Genomic DNA, 18,472 nt, shown 5'->3' on the forward strand with positions numbered 1-18,472 from the left:
CGCCGAGCGTTCGGCCTACGCCGAGGTCGCCCTGGAGTTGGGCCTGGCTGATCGGACCAGTGATCACCGGGTCCATGTCGCGGTGGAGCTGCGGCGCCGCCTGCCGGGCACCGTGGACGCCCTGTGCGCCGGGTGGATCACTCTGGCCAAGGCCCGGGTGATCCTGGAGGAGACCGCCGAGCTCGACGCCGAACTGCTCGCGCAGGTCGAGGCGGCAGCGCTGGGCAAGGCCGAGGGGCTGACCCCGGCGAACCTGCGCCGGGCCACCCGCCGCGCCGTGGCCCGCCTCGACGCGGACGCGGTCGCCAAACGCCGCGCCGCGGCCGTAGCGCAACGCTCGGTGAAGATGTGGGAGATCGGCGATGGGATGTCCGCCCTGGAGGCCATCCTGCCCACCCCGGTCGCACAGGCCGCCTTCGCGGTCATCGATGCCACCGCCCACCAAGCCATCACCCCAGGGGATGACCGCGGCATCGACGCGGCCCGTGCCGACGCGCTGGTCGACCTGATCTGCTTTCCCGCCGACATGGCCCCGCGGATCAGCTACCAGATCCAGATCATCTCCACCGACCCCGACCTGAACGCCGACCCCACCCGCCGGCTGCCCACCGCGGCCCAAGCCCGCTACGTCAAGGCCCGCGACCAGCACTGCGTGCACCCCGGCTGCCGGGCCACCCGCACCGAGCACGACCACACCATCGCCCACACCACCGACGGACCGACCCTGACCAAGAACCTGGCCCTGCGCTGCCCCAAACACCACCGCCTCAAGCACCTACCCGGCTGGTCAGCCACCCAGGACCCCGACGGAGCCCTGACCCTGACCACACCCTCCGGGCGGACCTACCGAACCCGGCCCCCCGACCCCGACGGCATCGACCCACCCGTCGAACGAATCCCGAACCCCCGGCCACCGGCCCTCCCCGAGAGGCCACCCTTCTGACCCCGCGGCCGGCTAACCCTCCCGCCGGACAGCGGCCGCGAGGCGGGCCAGGAGGTCCGGGTCGACTGGGCCGGGTGGCGCGAGGGAGAGTCGCTCGACCATGCCGGCGAACCGGCGGCGCAGTTCGGCGCCGGCATCCTCCGGAGTGCCGATCGGGGCGAACTCAGCGACGATCTCGTCGGTGATGAGGGCGTCCATCTGCGCCCAACGGTCCTCGCGGGTCAGCTGCTGGAGTTCGGGTTGCAGCTCGCCCCAGCCGTGCTGATCGAGCACCGGCCGGTAGGCCGGTGTCGATCCGTAGAAGGCGATCTGGCGGCGCGTCGCGGCCATGCCTGCGGCGATCTGCTCCTCGGTGTCGCCCACCACGACGAAGGCCGGCAGCGCGATCTGGATCGGCGCGAGGTTCGGGTCGCGGTTCGGTCGTCCGGCCTCCAGCGCCGGCAGCGTCACCTTCGCCAGGTACGCCACGGTCGTGAAGCGGTGCAGCAGGATGCCGTCGGCCACCTCGGCGGCCGTGCGGGTCATCGCGTCGCCCACCGCGGCGAGGAACACCGGGGGAGCACCGCTCGGGATCGGCCCGGGGTTGAAGTGCGGCGGCATGAGGTTGTGCGTGTAGAACTCGCCGGCGAAGTCGAGCTTGGTTCCGTCCTGCCAGCAGGTCCAGATCGCGCGCAGCGCCGCGACGTACTCCCGCATCCGCGCCGCCGGCCGCGACCACGGCATGGAGAACCGGCGCTCGATGTGCGGCTTGATCTGCGAGCCCAGGCCGAGGATGAACCGGCCGTTCGACAGGCGCTGCAGGTCCCACGCGCTGTACGCGGTGGTCATCGGCGAGCGCGCGAACGCGAGGGCGATGCCCGTCCCGAGTTCGACGGTCGAGGTGGCCTGCGCCGCGAACGCCAGCGGCAGGAACGGATCGTTGTTGGTCTCGTAACCCCAGACGCCTTCGAACCCGTCGGCCTCCGCGCGAGCGGCGGCGGCACCGGCGTCGGCGAGCGCCGCGGTCAGCCCGGTGTCCACTCGCATGGCGCGATCCTGTCAGCTGAAGTGGCCGGCGTGGGTCTCGCGTACGACGTTCTTACGGATCTTCCCGGTCGACGTGCGTGGCAGTGCGTCGACCACGATCACGGCCTTCGGCACCTTGTAGCCGTCGAGTCGGTCGCGTAGCGCCGCGCGCAACGCCTCGGGGTCGATCCGGGCCCCGGGCTTCGGCACGACGACTGCGGTGATGGCCTCGGTCCAGCGCTCGTGCGGCAGTCCGACGACCACCACCTCGGCCACCGCCGGTTCGGTGTCGTAGACCGCACGTTCGACCTCCAACGAGGCCACGTTCTCCCCACCGGTCTTGATGACGTCCTTGTAGCGGTCGACGAACCAGAGCACCCCGTCCTCGCCCAGGCGCCCGACATCGCCGGAGTGGAACCAGCCGTGCTCGAAGGCCGCAGCCGTGGCCGTCTCGTCGTGCAGGTAGCCGGCCATGGTGGACGGTCCGCGGTAGACGATTTCACCGGTCCCGCCGCGGGGCAGCAGTCGTCCGGACTCGTCCATGATCCCGACCTGCACCCCGGTCAGTGGGGTCCCGACCGCACCGATGTGGCTGAGTTGGTGCTCCGGGCGGAACAGCGTGGTGATCGGGCTCATCTCTGTCTGCCCGAACAGCAACGCGAACTCGCAGCCGAACCCGTCCAGGCAGGCCTTGATCTGCGCCTGCGGCATCGGGGCCATCGCGTAGACCGCGCGGCGCAGGCTGGACAGGTCCCGGCCACCGAACGAGTCGTGCTCCAGGGCCGCTCGGAACATCATCGGCAACGCGAAAACCTGCGTGATCCGCTCCGCCTCCACGGTGTCGAGGAAACCGGCCGGGTCGAACCCGCGGTGGATCACGATCTGGCCGCCGACGGCGACCGCCGGGGTGCAGAAGGCGTTGAGTTGCGCGGTGTGGAACATCGGCATCACTGCCAGGAACCGATCGCCCGCACTCCATCCGGAGTCCAACGCGGCCGAGACCGACTCCAGGTAGATGTTCAGATGGGTGCCCACCACGCCTTTCGGGGACGACGTGGTGCCCGAGGTGTACAGGTAGCTCAGCGGAGCCCGGTCCTCGATGTGGAACACCGGCGGGTCGTCACGCTCGACCAGGATCTCCTCGAGGGCAGGGTCCGCACCGTCGGCCCGGCTGCCGTCGGGTCCGGGGGCGACGATCACTTCGAGCGAGGTCGGCAGCTGTGCCAAGGCCGGCGCGACGGCCTCCCGCAACTGCGTCTGGACGACCAACCCGCGCGCCCGGGAATGGCCGAGGACGTAGGCGATCTCGGCGCTGCGCCAGGCCAGGTTGATCGGCACGGCGACCAGGCCGAGCTTGGCGCACGCGTAGTACACCGCGAGGAATTCGGCGCTGTTGCCCGAGGCCAACCCCAGCACGTCACCGGTCGACCAACCGCGCGCGGCCAGCCCGTGGGCGAGCCGGTTCACCCAGGCGTCGAACTGTCCGTAGGTCCACCGGCGCGCGCCGTCGACCAGGGCCGGCGAGTCCGGGCGGGCGAACGCCACCCGGGTCAGCATGTCCCCGACGTTGACGCGTTGGATCAGGTTGCGCGCCGCATCATGGTCCAGGCCCATCGCTGACCTCCTCGCGACGACGGATTTGCTCGTCGCTCATTCATATCGGAGGGCATCAATGGGAGCCAGGGCAGCGGCGCGGGAGGCGGGGTAGAAGCCGAAGAACAGGCCCGTGAACAGCGAGACGGCCAGCGCCATCCAGATCGACCAGAGCGCCACTACGGGGTGCACCCCGGCTATGTCGAACCGCGTTGCGACCAACCCGAGGGAGATGCCGATGACGCCGCCGAACATCGACAGAATCACCGCCTCGGACAGGAACTGGCCGATGATGTCGCGGCGGGACCCGCCGATGGCCTTGCGGATGCCGATCTCGCGGGTGCGTTCGGTGACCGAGACCAACATGATGTTCATGACCCCGATCCCGCCCACCAGCAGGCTGATCCCGGCGACGGCGCCGAGCAGGATCGTCAGCGTGTGGTTGGCCTCGGAGCCGGCGGCCAGCACCGAGGAGAAGTTGAACACCACGAAGTCGGGCCCGTTGGGCCCGATCGGGTGTCGCTGGGCCAGCACCGCCTGCACCTCGGCCTGGGCCTTGGCCACGGTGTCGCGCGAGCCGGCTTCCACGGCCAGCGCGGACAGCGGCCCCTGGCCGGGCGGGGCGTAACCGTAGAGGGCGTCGGAGACAGAGGTACCGGTGGCGACGATCTTGTCGTCGAGATCCTGCTGCCCCGAATATCCCTTGGCGCCGAGGATGCCGATCACCTCGAACGGCTGACCGTTCAGGCGGACCTGTTCGCCGACCAGGTCCTGCGGTGGTCCGTCGGTCAGGTCGGCGGCGACGCTGGTGCCGAGGATCGCCAGGCGCCGGTGGCCGGCGTACTCCTCGGCGGTGAAGTCCCGCCCGGCGAGCAGGGTGTCGTTGTCGATCTCCAGGTAGTTCGGGGCCTCGCCGAGCAGGTACTGCGTGGTGTGCGACGACGAGCCGTACTGGGCCACGGCCGAGAACACCACCTGGGTCGGCGAGACCTGGGTGACGTCGGGCGCCGACGGGTTGTTCAGCAAGGCGGCGGCGTCGGCCATCGTCAAGGTCGACTTGTGATCGTGGGTGTTGTTCTCCTGGCCCGGCTTCAGTCCGAGCTGCCGCTTGATCTGGGCCAGGATCCCGCTGCCGGTGCTACCTGCGACCGTGGCGGTGGGCAGCACCCGCAGGCTGTTGGAGCCCAGCCGGTCGATGGAGGCCTGCACGGCACGGTTGGACCCGGTGCCGACGGCCACCAGGGAGATGACCGAAGCCACGCCGATCACGATTCCCACCATCGTGAGCACCGAGCGCATCTTGTTGGCCAGCACGCCGACGAGGGCGAAGTGGAAGCTCTCCCGCAGCCGGGAAGCCGCCCTGCCGCGCGCGGCGGCCGGCGGCCGTCCGGCGCGCATCGGGGCTTCCTGCCTGTCCCGCAGCTTGAGCACGGGCAGCCCTCCATTCCGATCACTGAGCGCCCGCTCGGGGTGATCATTGGAGCAGATGTCGGCCGGGACCGCGAGTGCCGGCGGTCTTGCCGGCGTCATCTTTAGTGAACGATGATGTACTAACTCGCGAGGGTGGGCTGCTTCCCCGCTGCGGCGCTGCAGCGAGCCGAGCATCGGAGGACCGCGCGATGGACTTCCAGGAGACCGACGAACACCGCGCCCTGCGTGAGGCGGTTCGGTCCATCACCGCAAAGTTCGGCCCGCAGTACTACGTATCGCAGGTCGAGGCCGGTCTGACCTGCGACGAGCTGTGGACCGCGATGGGGCAGGCCGGCTATCTCGGGGTGAACCTGCCCGCCGAGTACGGCGGTGGCGGGGCGGGTCTGGTCGAACTGGCGATGGTGATCGAGGAGTCCGCGGCCGGCGGCTGCCCGTTGTTGCTGCTGTTGGTGGCTGTGGCCATCTCCGGAGAGGTGATCGCAAGGTTCGGCTCGGCGGAACAGCGCGAGCAATGGCTGCCGCGGATCGCCGACGGCAGCAGCAAGATCGTCTTCGCGATCACCGAGCCCGACGCGGGTTCCAACACCCATCGCCTGTCCACCAGGGCCGTGCGCGACGGCGACGACTACGTCATCAACGGCACCAAGTACTACATCTCCGGGGTCGACAACGCCGAGGCGATCCTGGTGGTGACCGCGACCGGCCGCGACGAGCAGACCGGTCGTGCCGAGCTGACCCTGTTCCTGGTCCCCACCGACGCACCGGGGCTGGTGCGGACCCCGTTGCCGGTGGCGCTGAAACTGCCGGAGCGTCAGTTCACGCTGTTCTTCGACGACGTCCGGGTGCCCGCCTCGGCTGTGGTCGGGGACGTCGGCCGCGGGTTCCAGCAGGTGTTCCACGGTCTGAACCCGGAACGCATCACCGGCGCGGCGGTGTGCGTGGGGGTGGCCCGCCACGTGCTTGGGCAGGCCGCCGAATACGCCCGGTCCCGGGTGGTGTGGGACGTGCCGATCGCGACCCATCAGGCGGTCTCCCACCCGTTGGCCAAGGCCCGCATCGAGACCGAACTCGCGGCGCTGATGACCTACAAGGCAGCCTGGTTGCACGACTGCGGCCTGCCCGCCGGCTCGGAGTCCAACATGGCCAAGTACGCCGCCGCCGAGGCGGCGCTCGACGCGGTGGATGCGGCTATTCAGACGCACGGCGGCAACGGCCTGTCGACCGAGTACGGACTGTTGCCCTACTGGGGCATGGCCAGGCTGCTGCGGACCGCACCAGTGAGCCGGGAGATGATCCTCAACTTCGTCGCGCAGCACGATCTCGGGCTCCCGCGGTCCTACTGACGTGCACCGCCGGCCCGCGCGACGCGAGTCTGACGGTTCGTCAGACGGGCACGACGGGACGGGCGAAGGCGTTCGCCGCCGACCGCTGCAACTTGGCGGCGAGGAAACGCGCGCCCGGCCCGTCCGCGACCCGGGTTGGTGGAAGATCGTCCACGACCTGGATGAAGTCCGGGACGTGCGACTGCTCGAGCCGCGCGGCGCACCGGGCGAACAGTGCGGAGACGTCGAACTCCGCCGGGTCGCGGAGCACCACCGCGGCCACGATGTCGGTCTCGCCGGGGATCCCGCTGCGGGCGGGCATTCCGTAGATGTGCACGTCGAGAACGTCGGGGTCCTCGACGAGCGCCTTCCGGATGAAGCTCTCGGAGATGAACTCGCCGGCCTTGCGAAGGCCGCTGTCCTCCCGAAGGTGGGCGAGGTACAGCCAGCCGTTCACATCGCGGGTCACCATGTCCCCGGTGTGCAGCCAACCGTTGCGAACCACGGTCTGGGACGTCGTCGGGTTCTTGCAGTAACGCAGCCGAGCGGGCGCGCCGGCCGGTCGGGTGATCAGTTCACCGATGCGGCCGGGCGGGACCGGACGCGACTGGTCGTCGACGACCTCCATCTCGACCAGATCCGGGGGAGGCTTGCCGAAGGAGCCGATCGGCCCGACGCCCACCGGATTGCAGGCGAACCCGCCCTCCATGGACCCGTACCACTCCAGGACCTTGACGCCGAAACGTTCCTCGAAGGCCCGCCAGATCTCACGTGGCATCCCGGTCGAGATCACCTGCCGGACCCGGTGGGCGCGGTCGAGGTCGGAACTCGGCTCGCTGTAGACAGCTGTGGCCATGCCGCCCACGCTCGACCAGATCGTCGCGCCGTGCTCGATGCACACGTCCCACAGGCGGTTCTGGGCGAACGACCGCGACAGGACGGCGTGGTCGATCCGACCCGACACCGCGGGCAGCAACGTGCTGAGCAAAGTCTTTTCCTGGGCCAGCAGTTGCCCGGTGTAGGCCACGTCGTCGCGGCGGTAGTCCCAGAAGTGCGGCAGTTGCAGGTGGAACGTCAGCCGGTCGTGGTCGATCTCGACGGCCTGCGGGTAGCCGACACCGGAGGTGTAGGAGAGCAGCCACGGGGTGGCCGGATCGTCCACGTGTTCGCCCAGATCGGGAACCTCGGGGCCCTCGAGAACCTCGTTGAGCAAGTGGCCGGGCGGTGGCTCCAGCCCGAGCGCGCGACCCTCCGGCGTCGAGACGACGAAGGTTCGCACCCCGCCGGCCGCGACGACCGCGGCGACTTCCTCGTCGGCCAGCACGTAATCGGCGGTCACCAGGGCGGCACATTCGGCGAAACCCAGGAAGTACGCGAGCTTGTCGCCCCGGGCCCGCGGGTCGACGGGAACCGTCGGCAGGGCGAGTTGCGCGTTCGCGATCAGCGTGTACACGAACTCCGGGTTGTTCCGCATCATCACGGCAACCGGGTCGCCACGACGCAGGCCGGCTCCGGCCAGCACCGAGGCCACCTGGTTGCCGCGCGTCGCGAGTTGGCCCGCGGTCACGTGCTCGGTGGGCAATGAGCTGTTCTCGAAGACCAGCACGAGCCGGTCGGGGTCGAGCTTCGCTTGCGTGCGGACGATCCGGCTGAGGATGCATCCGTTGGGCGGGTCCATCACCTCTCCTCTCGCCAGAGCCGGTCAGGCCACGGCGGCGCAGCGCTCCTCGACGCGACGCGCCAGGCGGTCCAGGTAGATCTCGGCCGCTCGCTCGATCGAGCGGTCGAAGCGCATCGCGTTGACCACCTGCGCGCCGGCCAGCCCCGGCAACAGGTAGCGCCACGTGAAATCCAGTGCCGTGCGTGAGCCCTGCGCCCGGAATTGGTAACGGTGCCAGGAAATCGCGGCCTGCCGATTCGGCCAGGTCCACACCTGCGAGGTCTCGAACCAGAGCCCGCCCGGCTCCCGGCCGTGCCCCTTGAGGTACTCGTCGACGGTCACCAGCGCCGGAGCCGCGCCGGGTGCCTGCACGCTGACGTTGAAGTAGAGGCCGGTGCCGTCGCCTCGGACGTTGTCGACGCCGGGGAAGCACCGGCGGGATTCCGCCGATCGACACCAGACGACCAACTCGGTCAAGGGCGCCTCGACGGTTACCCCGAGCGCGACGGTCTGGAGCATGTCAGTGCGCCGGGGCCGGCAACGAATCCGCGGCGGCGTCGGCCGGTGTGGCGGCGGGGGCCGGGACGTCGTCGGTGTCGGGCAGGATGGCAAGTTCCAGAAGCTGCGTCAGATACCCGACGCGCTCGGCAAGTTCGGAGTTCGTGCCTTCCAACTCCTCCAGCCGACGCAGGATCGTCCGCTCGTCGTCCGAGCGGAACAAGGCAACCCCGACCACCGCCAGCAGCACCGCGCCGACACCGCTCCACAGCACGTCGGGAAGTTGGATCGCGACGTAGATCTCGTCGCGGATGCTGGAGTAGCCCACGATCAGGACGACCACGGCAGCGATCAGGAACCCCGCGCCGAGGATGGCCCGGCCGTGCTCTCGTCGGATCCGATCCATGGTCCGAGCCCTTCTGTGTCCGGTCATGGTCTTGGGTCGGGTGGTTCACCTGGCCGCGGCGGCAGTGTTCTGACGCCGGCCCAGGTATGCCTCGTGCAGCAGTTCGGTATCGGCCCGCAGTCGCTCGGCGGGCCCCGCGTAGACGACTTCACCCTTACGTAGCAGGTAGGCCGAGGACGCGACGGACAATGCCGCGGTCGCCGCCTGTTCGACGAGCAGGAAGGCGGTTCCGCGTTCGGCGTTGATCGTGCGGATGGTGTCGATCAAGGTGAGCACCATCTTCGGCGCCAGTCCCAGCGACAACTCGTCGATGAGCATGATGTCCGGCTCGGAGAGCAAGGCTCGGCCGATCACCAACATCTGCTGCTCGCCCCCGGACAGGCTCGCGGCGACCTGTCGGCGTCGCTCGGCCAGCCGCGGGAACACCTCGTAGATCGGAGCGAACCGGCGCGGTGCGTCCTTCCAGGTGCCCCCGCGCGCGTAGGTGCCCATGAACAGGTTCTCCTCGACGGTCATCGTCGGAAAGATCCGTCGGCCCTGCGGCACCAGGGCGAGGCCGCGGCGGACGACCTGTTCGGGGTCCGGGGGCAATGGTGTGTTGTCGAGCAGCACCTCTCCGGACCGGGGCACCAGTCCGGCGATGCTGTTCAACGTGGTCGTCTTGCCCGCGCCGTTGGGCCCGATCATCGCGACGATCTCGCCGTCGCCGACGCTCAGGTCCAGCCCGTCGAGCACCTTGATCGCGCCGTAGGAGACGCGCAATCCGCTTACCTGCAAGCTCATGTGGCCCGCCCCAGGTACGCCTCGATCACGTTCTCGTCGGACTGCACCTCGGCCGGCGTCCCGGAGGCCAGCACGGTCCCGAAGTTCAGCACGGTGATGACGTCGCAGACACCCATCACCACGGCCATGTCGTGCTCGATGAGCAGCACCGCGAGGCCCAGGTCGGCCAGTCGACGCAACAGGGCGACGAGGTCGTCGGCCTGTTCGACGTCGAGCCCGGAGGCTGGTTCGTCGAGCATGAGCAGACGCGGAGCGCCGCACAACGCTCGGGCGAACTCGATCACCCGCAGATCGCCGAATGCCAGGCCCGAGGCAGGGGTGGCCATGTTGCCGCGGAAACCGACGAGGCGGGCGATCCGTTCGGCCCGCTCCGCGCGGTTCAGCCGGGCCAGTGCCGGGTCGAACGTGTACGACCGGCCGGCGCTGTCCGCGACGGCGCAGCCCAGTTCGAGGTTGGCCAGTACCGAGAGGCTGGAGAACAGGCGCGGGGCCTGGAAGGTGCGGCCCAGGCCACGGCGGCCACGGGAGACCACCGAACCGCGCAAGGGGTGGCCCTCGAAGGTGATCTCACCGGTGTCGGGCGGATACAGGCCGGAGACGCAGTTGAAGAACGTGGTCTTGCCGGCCCCGTTCGGCCCGATCACGCCGGTCACCTCACCGGCCCGTGCGACCAATGCGACGTCGTCGAGCGCCTGCAGGCCGCCGAATCGGATGGACAGGCCGGACACGGCGAGCACCACCGGTCGCTCGGTCGTCTGCACCGGCGTCGCGTTCGTGGCGAGCCGGGCGCCCAGGCGAGCACGCAACGGCGCGAACCGCGCCAGCTTCGCGGGGTCCGGTTGCACTTCGGCCGCGCGCCCCGAGCGCGCGGTGCGGTAGTTGACGACCTGGCTCATCGCGGCCGGCCTTCGATCATCGTCCAGACCCGTCGGCCCAGCGCCGCGATGCCGCCGGGCACCCAGAGGATGAACACCATGGCGATAGCGGCCGCAACGAACAGGTCGTAGCCGGCGAGCTTTCCCTGCGAGAGCGTCTCCAGATAGCGCGGCGTGGAACCGAAAACCAGCCCGGCACCGATTGCCCCGCCGATCGAGCCGAGCCCGCCCACGACGGCGTAGGCGAAGTAGGCGATGGCCAACGACGGGTTGAAGTAGTTCGCCGCCACCACCTGTTGCAGGATCCCGTAGTACGTGCCGGCCAAGGTGGCAATCGCGCCGGACAGGCACACCGTGAACAGTTTGTAGCGTGCGGGCGAGTGGCCGAGCACCGCGAAGGCCATCTCGGAATCCCGCAGGGCTGCCAGTCGGGTGCCGATCGGCGAGCGCAGGATCAGGTAGCAGATGACGGCCACGACGGCGAGCGTCGCGATCTCCAGGTAGTACACGTGCTTGTCGGTGGTCAGGTACGACGGTCTCTGCAGCGGCTTCTCGAATCCGCCCTCGCTGCCGAGATAGGACTGGAAGAAGGACTTCTGGGCCAGGGTGGCGAAGGCCAATGTCGCGATCGCGAAGTACACCCCGCGCAGCCGCAGTGCGAACACGCCGAGAATCAAGGACACCGGGATCGAGGCGACCATCGCGATCGGCACGATCGCGGCGAAGGCGACCCCCCGTTCCTGCAGGAAGTTCAGGACGACCACGCCCATGCCCATCTGGGCCAACGTGGCCAGGCTGATCTCGCCGCTCCACCCGAGCACCGAGACCGACAGCACCGCGAGTGCCACGACCGCGCCGACGGCCAGGGCGTAGGTCGGCCCGGCCCAGGACAACAGCCCAGGCAGGGTGAAGGCGCCGACGCCGAGCACCGTGAACCCGATGATCCGGGCGATCAATGCCCGCGGGCGCAGGCGCCCGGGCAACGGCAGCAGCGCGCCGAGGCCGCCGGCATCCACCGCGGCCGCAGGTTCGGCTCGCACCTCGGTCAGACTCATGCGCGGGCCAGCGAGTTGTCGGCGTAGACGCCGCGGCCGCGCACGAAGCGCAGGAACAACACGACCACCAACAGGATGAACGGCCAGGCGTCAGCGAGACCCTTCACGCCGGGCGCGTAGACCTGCGAGTAGGCCTCCAGACCGCCCAGCAGCATCGCCCCGAGCACGGTCAGCGGCAACGAGACCAGGCCGCCGATGAAGCTGACCGTCAACGCCTTCAGCGTCAGCCCGGTCAGCGAGGTGTTGTCCAGGAACAGGATCGGCGCCAGCAGCATCGTGGTCAGCCCGGACAGCCCGAAGGAAAGTCCCCAGACCGTGGCGGAGACCCGGTTCGGTGGCACGCCCATGATCCGTGCCGCGGTGGAGTCGTCCGAGACGGCTCGCATCGCCATGCCCAGTCGAGTGCGCCGCAGCAGGAACCACAGGGCCGCGAACACGATCACCCCGACGATCAGCAGCACGATCTGGTCCCAGCTGATCGAGTAGTCGGCCACCGGGATGCGCACGCCGTGACCGAGCAGCGGCGACGGGAACAGCTCTCCCCAGGTGTTGCCCCACCACGGGACGAGGAACACCGTGCTCTGGGTGAGCAGGAACAGCGCGAGGGTGGACACGGTCTGCAGGTCGGGCCGGCCGGGCAGATGACGGATCACCAGGCGTTCGAAGGCCAGGCCGAGCACGACGGCGGCCAGGATGCCGACGGAGACCCCGAGGTAGTAGGGCCAGTGCCGCAGCGTGATCAGGTCCCAGGCCACGAACCCGACCAGGACGCCGACGCCGCCGTGCGCGATGTTCAGCACGCCGGTGGTCCGGTAGACGAGGACCATTCCCAACGCGATCAGTGAGTAGAACGCGCCGGTGTCCACGCCGATGATCAAGGTTTGGAGCAGCCTGCCCATGCCGCGTGACGCTAGGGACCGCGCGCGGCTGCCGTCTTGCGTAGGACCTACGGATTCGACTACGCACCGAGGTCGGCCGGCGCTGGATTACGTAGCCGGATCGGTATCTCCTACGCAAGACGCCGGTACTGCGCACTGCGCAGGATCCACCTGGATGCATCTGCCGTACCGAGTCCCGCTTGAGGAGTCGTTGTGTATCGCTCCATTCCCCTGATTGCCACCGCGTCGGCCTCCGCACTGATCCTCACCGGTTGCGGCGGCAGCGCCTCGCAGCGCGCCGCGATCGAGCAGGCGAACCAACCGGCGGCGCAAGGCAACTCCAGCGTGGCCCAGCCTGCCGCGGCGGCACCGGCGGCACCCGCTGCGGACTCCCCGGCCGCCGCCGGCAGCACCGACACCTCGGCGGCCGCGAAGACGACGACCGCCGCGGCTGGGGCGACCTCGCCCCAGACAGGGAAGGCGACCACCCCCAAGACCGACACCACCAAGACCGACACCGGGAAGGCCGGCGCGGGCGCGGGCACGGCCGCTGCTGCGGCCGTCGGCAAGACACCGGCGAAGGCCGGTGGCGCGGCCAAGCCCGCCGCACCGGCCGCGCCGGCGGGCGGCAAGGCCACCGCCACCGACACCGGCGTGACCGCGAACTCGATCAAGCTCGGCCATATCGGCATCTACTCCGGACCGGTCGGCTCGTTCGGGGAGAACCTGTCCTACGCCTGCCGGGCCGGGCTGCAGGCCATCAACGACAGCGGCGGCATCAACGGCCGCAAGCTCGACGTGCAGGTCCGCGACGACGGCTGGGACGCCACCAAGGGCAGCAACGCGGTGCGCGACCTGGTCGAGCGCGAGAAGGTCTTCGCCTTCGCCTGCAGCCAGTCGGTGCCCACCAACGACGCGATCACCCCGTACCTGGACGCGCAGAAGGTGCCCAACGTCGGCAGCGACGGATGGGGCGAAGCGCAGTACGCGGGCGCCTGGAGCTTCCCGGTCGGTGCCTCCGGCGAACTCGAGGGCGAGCATCTGGCCGAGTACCAGTACAAGGTGCAGGGCGTCCGGACCGTCGGCATCATCCACTTCAACAACACCACCGGTGAGGCCTACAAGGCCGCCTACACCAGGGTTTTCGAGGCGCTCGGCGGCAAGGTGCTGGCTACCCAGGCCGCCAACTTCGATGACCCCGGCACCACCACCTTCATCGCCCAGTGCCGCACGAAGAACGTCGACGCGATCACGGCGATGGTCGACCCCGGCATCTTCGCCCGCATGGTCCGCGAGGCGGCGGCGCAGGCCTACAAGCCGAAGTTCGGGTACTCCGGATCTGCCGCGCTGTACTTCCAGACGACGCCGAAGTTCACCGGTCCGACCGCCGAGGGCACGATCGCCACCATCGACTGGATCCCCGACGACCCGCTGGGACCGGCGGCGCACGCCGCGGGCTTCAGCGCTTACAAGGACACGGTCGAGAAGTACTACCCGCGCATCGACCACTCCAACTGGACCAAGGCCGCGTACGTCGGCTCGGTCCTGTTGGGCAACGCGCTGAAGAAGCTCGGGCTCAACGTGACCCGGCAGGGCATCAAGGACGAGCTCGACCAGCTCAGCAACTGGGACACCGGGCTGGGCCCGAAGCTGTCGTTCAGCCCGGGGCACCACCGGTCGAACTCGACGACCTACCTGGTGCAGCTCAAGAAGGAGGGCAACCAGCTGGTCTGGCGGTACCTGACCGGGCCATTGAGCGACATTCCCCCCGGCCAGAAGAACTGACGTCTCGTCACCCACGGCCGATAGGAGGTGAGCCACGTGCGTTTTCTGAAGTTCGCGCTGCCGGCGATGTGCGCCGCGCTGATCGCGGCGCAGGCGTCCCCGGCGGCGGCGGACGAACCCGTCCCGTTCCCCGGGTTCACCGCGGTGGACTCCTATGCCCAGGGTCAGGTGGCGACCGGGTACCTCTACGCGGTCGGTGACGAGGAGAGCCGACTCGTCGGGGCCAATGCGCAACTCAACGGCCCGCCGGCCGGCTCGCAGGCGATCGCGGCGTTCTTCCAACGCGGCCAAGGCGGCACCTACGTCTACGACTTCCTCGGCGGCGGCCAGCCGGGCAAGCCCGGCAAGCTGCCAGATCCGCCGCCGGGAGAGGCCGCGGGCTACTTCCCCGCGTCGCCCGGCGAGGCCACTTTCGCGGGCCCGATCAGCTCGGCGGGCGGCCAGGCCGCCGACGGGCGATTCCACGCCAAGGCAACCTCGACCCCGTCCTCCATCGCCGAGGCCGCGATCACGAACTACAACGCGGCAGGACAGTTCATCCTCGAGTGGGCGCACATCACGTCGCACACCGAACCCGCCGAGGGTGGCGTGCGGGCCACCTCCACGTCCGTGCTGCACGGCATCACCATCGGGCCGCTGCGCATCGACAACCTGACGTCCACGGCTACCGGGCTGATCACGCCGAAGGACAAGGCGAAGGGGATCGCGAACACAGTGGTCACCGGGGCCACCGTGAACGGCACCCCGGTGCAGATCACCGATCAAGGCGTCGTGGTCGCCGGCGCGCCGACCCCGGGAGCGCAGCAACAGGTGAACGATGCGTTTGCCGCTTCCGGTTACAAAGGCGTGGCCTTGGTGCCGGCGGTGGTACAGACGCAGAAGGACGGCACCTTCCAGGCGGTCACTGCCGGGATGCGGATGGTGTATCGCAACGACGACCTCGGCGCGAACAACCCGCAGGGCTTCGCCGGCGGCGGCTTCCAGTTCGGTGGCGCCGAGGTGCGGCTGCTCGGCCACGCCTCGGACGCCGGCTTCGGCGCCCCGCCGGTGGCCCCTCCGTCCGGGGTTTCGACCCGAACCTTGAACCGTTTGCAGAATGCTGCATGGACGGCACCCCTGGATGGGGTGCACACTGGGCCGACCCTGGTTCCCGGCAGCGGGAACCGCGAGATGACACCGCAGGTTGCGACTGACCTCCGCCACGGCTATTTGGCTTTCGGCGCGGCGCTGATCTGTTTGGCGTTCTTGGCACTTCTCCGGCTGCGGCTCGTGCGCCGTCGGCTCTCGGTACGGCGAATGCGATCTCGATCGTGACGACCCTCCGGGGAGGAGCCGATGCCCGAGGCACAGAGGTTCGTCGGGCGACACCGCGAACTGGCTGACCTCCACGAGGAATGGCGCCGGGCTTCGTCCGGCGCCTTCCGCGTCGTCCTCCTGATCGGCGAGCCGGGCGTCGGTAAGACACGACTGGCGGACGAGGCGCTCGCCCGGATGTCCGGCCCGATCACCACACTCGAGGCCCGGGCCCGCAGGCTGGGGGCCACCGCGTCGTTCGGGTTGTGGGTCGACGCCCTGGAACGACACCTCCGCTCGTTCCACCGCGACGACATCTCGGCGCTGTGCGACGGGTATCTCGACGATCTTGCCTGCCTGTTGCGAAGCGTCGCGGCATTGCGGGGCCGGGCCCCGGAGATCGAGCCGCCCAGACCCCGCCTGTTGGGCAGCCTCGGCGGGCTGCTGGCCAATCTGACGCAGACCAACCCGCTCGGCGTGGTGCTCAACGACATGCACCTGGCCGATCCGTCCTCGTGGGACGTCCTGCCCTACCTCGCCGAGCACTTCGCGGACGCACCGATCCTGGTGCTGGCAACGGTGCGACCCGGCGAGATGGCCGAGGTGCCCACCGCGTGGCGCGCCGTGCTCGACCTGGAGGATCTGGGCGCGCTGACCCGGTTGGAGATCGGTCCGCTCGACGACCCTGCCCTGGCCGAACTGGCCGAGGACGTGATGGGGACCTCGGTCGGGAAACCGTTCCTGGACTGGCTCTGGGACCGTTCGCGAGGCAATCCGCTCTACGCCGGCTACCTACTGCGCGCCGCCCGCGACGAGGGGATCGACCGTCGCGCGCCGGGCCTGCGGCATCTGCCCGAGGAACTGAGCGCGCGGGTGCTGGTGCGGGTCGGGAACCTCGAGGACGCGCCCCGTGCGGTGCTGGAGATCCTCGCGGTGGCCGGGGGTCCGGTGGAACTGGTCGACCTGGTGCGGTTCACCGATTCCTCGCTGGACGCGGTTGCCGCATCGCTCGACCGACTGGTTCGCTCCCGGTTGGTGACCGAGTTGGAGCGCGCCCAGGTCCCGGCCTACGAGATCAGCCATCCGCTGATCCAGGAGACGATCTACGAACAGATCGGCGGTGCGCGCCGGTTCGTGGTGCACCGTCGGGTTGCCCGCCACCTGCTCGTCGCCGGGCGCCTCGGCGAGGCTGCCGGGCATTTCGCGCGGTCCGGCGAGCGCGGCGACGACGAGGCCATCGCGGTGCTGCTCGAGGCGTTGCGTCAGGCCGAACAGCGCGGTGCCTACCAGGAGGGCCTGGGCATCCTGAGCATCCTGGTCGACTTCGTACCGGCGGCGGACAAGCGCTGGGAACTGGTCGCCGATGCCTTGTTCGGTGGCGCCGACTGGGTCATCGACCACCGGGCCGACGCGGACGCGCGGGCGGCGGTCGCCGCGCTGCGCGAGATCGACAGCGTGTTGGCGGACAGCCCGGATCTGGCACGGCGGGCGGTCGTGAAATCCAGGTTGACCAGCTTCCTGTCCTGGGGGACCGGCGAGGTGGCGGCGGCAGCGGTCGCGGCGCAGGAGGCCGTCGCGCTGCACCAGTCGCTGGGACAGGCGACACAGGCCCGACTCGCGGCGTTGGAATTGGCTTACGCACGAGGCCTTTCCGGGAACATCTCGGCGCTCTACACCGACGCCGGGCAACTGCTCGCCGAGGCGCAGGAGGCCGGCGACGCCGAGGCCACGCTGTGGGCGGCAGGGGTCCGCGGAAGCGCCGCCTTGTACCAGGGCAAGTTCGCCGAGGCCGAGGACGTACTGCAGTTCAGCATCGACCGGGCGCGGGCGCACGGTAAGCCGTACCGGGTCACCTGGGGCCTGATGACCATGGGTTGGTCGCTGGGCTTCGAGGGCCGGTTGCCCGAGGCGTACGCGGCGCTGGAGTCGGCGAAGGCCACGCCGGGTTGGCGTGAGTGCAATGTCCTCGAGGTGGAGTCGCTGGTCCGGTGGTTGGCCGGCGACTACCGAGGTTCGTTGCAGTGCGCGCGCGAGGTCGTGATGCTCAACGCGGGCCGGATCGGCCTGCGGCGCGGCCTTGCGCTCACGTGCCAGGCGTTGTCCGCCGCCGAGGTCGGGGAACTCGGCGAAGCGCACGAGGCGTTGGCGGGCGCGCGGGCGATCTACGGTTCCAGGGTCTGGTTCATGATGACCGGAATCGCCGCGCACGCCGAAGGTCTGGTGGCCTGGCGCGACGGGCGTACGGCGGAGGCGGCCCAGCTGCTGGCGCGGGGCGCAGCGGAACTGGTCGACGCGGATGCGCCGGTCTTCGGGGCGTTCGTGTGGGCGGACGCGGCAGAGCTGGCCCACGAGCGGGACGACGTGGAGGCGGCCCGGGAAGCGGCGGCCGCGCTGGAACTGATCGCCGCGAGCATTCACCGGCCCCTGTTCACCGGAGCGGCGGCGACCGCACGGGCCTGGGCGGCACTGACCGCCGGCCAGCCCAGTGCCGCCGCCGATGCGGCGGAGAGCGCGGTGGAGGTGCTGGCCGATTTGCCGTACCCCGCCCTGCGGGCACGCGCCGACCTGGTGCTCGGACTGGCTCGCGAGGGCCGCGACCCGGCGCTTTCGGTCGCTCGCCTGAGTCGGGCCGCGGAAAGCTACGACCGGATGGGCGCGACCTGGCGGCGCGATCGTGCGCTCGCCCGGCTGAAGCGGCTGGGGCGCCCCGGCCGCCGGGCTGCCGAGGCCACCCTGGGAGCGCGGGCGATCACCTCCCGCGAACTGGAGGTCGCCCGGCTCGCCGCACGGCGGTTGTCCGCCGCGGAGATCGCCGCCCAGCTGTGCATCAGCCGCCGCACGGTGGAGACCCACCTGGCCAGCGTCTACACGAAAGTCGGCATCAACTCCCGTGGTGAGCTGGCCGATCGGCTCGCCGAGCTGGTCTGAGCAGGCTCAGTATTCGA

General features: G+C 69.9%; 15 protein-coding genes. 5 read left to right on the forward strand and 10 right to left on the reverse strand.

The annotated features are described in order from the left end of the window. The coding region (locus tag VHU88_00015; GenBank protein HEX3610044.1) for a DUF222 domain-containing protein at positions 1–943 on the forward strand (943 nt) is incomplete at its 5' end. Positions 944–955: 12 nt separating this feature from the next. Here VHU88_00015 and VHU88_00020 read toward each other — a convergent pair. Genes VHU88_00020 through VHU88_00030 form a run of 3 tightly spaced genes read right to left on the reverse strand, consistent with a single transcriptional unit; the run spans position 956 to position 4,939 of the window. Beyond that, positions 956–1,969 carry a TIGR03617 family F420-dependent LLM class oxidoreductase gene (locus VHU88_00020; protein ID HEX3610045.1) on the reverse strand — a complete coding sequence of 338 codons (1,014 nt, stop codon included), beginning with the start codon at positions 1,967–1,969 and terminating at the stop codon, positions 956–958. Between the two features lie 12 nt (positions 1,970–1,981). Then, positions 1,982–3,562, reverse strand: a complete 1,581-nt coding sequence (locus VHU88_00025; protein ID HEX3610046.1) for an AMP-binding protein — start codon at positions 3,560–3,562, stop codon at positions 1,982–1,984. A 36-nt stretch (positions 3,563–3,598) separates the two neighbouring features. Beyond that, positions 3,599–4,939: an ABC transporter permease gene (locus VHU88_00030; protein HEX3610047.1), complete on the reverse strand. Its 1,341-nt coding sequence runs from the start codon at positions 4,937–4,939 to the stop codon at positions 3,599–3,601. 221 nt (positions 4,940–5,160) lie between these two features. On the opposite strand from VHU88_00030, the gene VHU88_00035 reads away from it, so the two are divergent. After that, entirely contained in the window at positions 5,161–6,315 is a 1,155-nt protein-coding gene (locus VHU88_00035) for an acyl-CoA dehydrogenase family protein (GenBank protein HEX3610048.1), read from the forward strand. Between the two features lie 40 nt (positions 6,316–6,355). Here VHU88_00035 and VHU88_00040 read toward each other — a convergent pair whose 3' ends face one another. From VHU88_00040 to VHU88_00070, 7 genes are read right to left on the reverse strand one after another with little or no spacing between them, the layout of a single operon-like run. Beyond that, on the reverse strand, positions 6,356–7,972 hold the full coding sequence (locus VHU88_00040) for an AMP-binding protein (protein HEX3610049.1): 1,617 nt from the start codon (positions 7,970–7,972) through the stop codon (positions 6,356–6,358). 24 nt (positions 7,973–7,996) lie between these two features. After that, positions 7,997–8,473, reverse strand: coding sequence for a hypothetical protein (locus VHU88_00045; protein ID HEX3610050.1), 477 nt, complete (start codon positions 8,471–8,473; stop codon positions 7,997–7,999). A 1-nt stretch (position 8,474) separates the two neighbouring features. Beyond that, positions 8,475–8,858, reverse strand: coding sequence for a hypothetical protein (locus tag VHU88_00050; protein ID HEX3610051.1), 384 nt, complete (start codon positions 8,856–8,858; stop codon positions 8,475–8,477). A 45-nt stretch (positions 8,859–8,903) separates the two neighbouring features. Next, on the reverse strand, positions 8,904–9,641 hold the full coding sequence (locus VHU88_00055) for an ABC transporter ATP-binding protein (protein ID HEX3610052.1): 738 nt from the start codon (positions 9,639–9,641) through the stop codon (positions 8,904–8,906). Further along, on the reverse strand, positions 9,638–10,537 hold the full coding sequence (locus VHU88_00060; GenBank protein ID HEX3610053.1) for an ABC transporter ATP-binding protein: 900 nt from the start codon (positions 10,535–10,537) through the stop codon (positions 9,638–9,640). Before VHU88_00060 ends, VHU88_00055 begins: the two co-directional genes overlap by 4 nt. Continuing rightward, entirely contained in the window at positions 10,534–11,571 is a 1,038-nt protein-coding gene (locus VHU88_00065; GenBank protein ID HEX3610054.1) for a branched-chain amino acid ABC transporter permease, read from the reverse strand. Before VHU88_00065 ends, VHU88_00060 begins: the two co-directional genes overlap by 4 nt. Next, positions 11,568–12,470 (reverse strand): branched-chain amino acid ABC transporter permease, encoded by a 903-nt coding sequence (locus tag VHU88_00070; protein HEX3610055.1) that lies wholly within the window; start codon positions 12,468–12,470, stop codon positions 11,568–11,570. Before VHU88_00070 ends, VHU88_00065 begins: the two co-directional genes overlap by 4 nt. Positions 12,471–12,662: 192 nt before the next feature. Between VHU88_00070 and VHU88_00075 the strand changes: the two genes are divergently transcribed. From VHU88_00075 to VHU88_00085, 3 genes are read left to right on the forward strand one after another with little or no spacing between them, the layout of a single operon-like run. After that, complete coding sequence (locus VHU88_00075) at positions 12,663–14,234, forward strand: ABC transporter substrate-binding protein (GenBank protein ID HEX3610056.1); 1,572 nt, start codon at positions 12,663–12,665, stop codon at positions 14,232–14,234. Positions 14,235–14,270: 36 nt separating this feature from the next. Beyond that, positions 14,271–15,548 carry a hypothetical protein gene (locus tag VHU88_00080; GenBank protein HEX3610057.1) on the forward strand — a complete coding sequence of 426 codons (1,278 nt, stop codon included), beginning with the start codon at positions 14,271–14,273 and terminating at the stop codon, positions 15,546–15,548. A gap of 21 nt (positions 15,549–15,569) precedes the next feature. Further along, positions 15,570–18,455, forward strand: a complete 2,886-nt coding sequence (locus VHU88_00085; protein ID HEX3610058.1) for an AAA family ATPase — start codon at positions 15,570–15,572, stop codon at positions 18,453–18,455. The last annotated feature ends 17 nt before the right edge of the window (positions 18,456–18,472 follow it).

Source organism: Sporichthyaceae bacterium (genome assembly GCA_036269075.1).
Lineage (GTDB): Bacteria > Actinomycetota > Actinomycetes > Sporichthyales > Sporichthyaceae > DASQPJ01.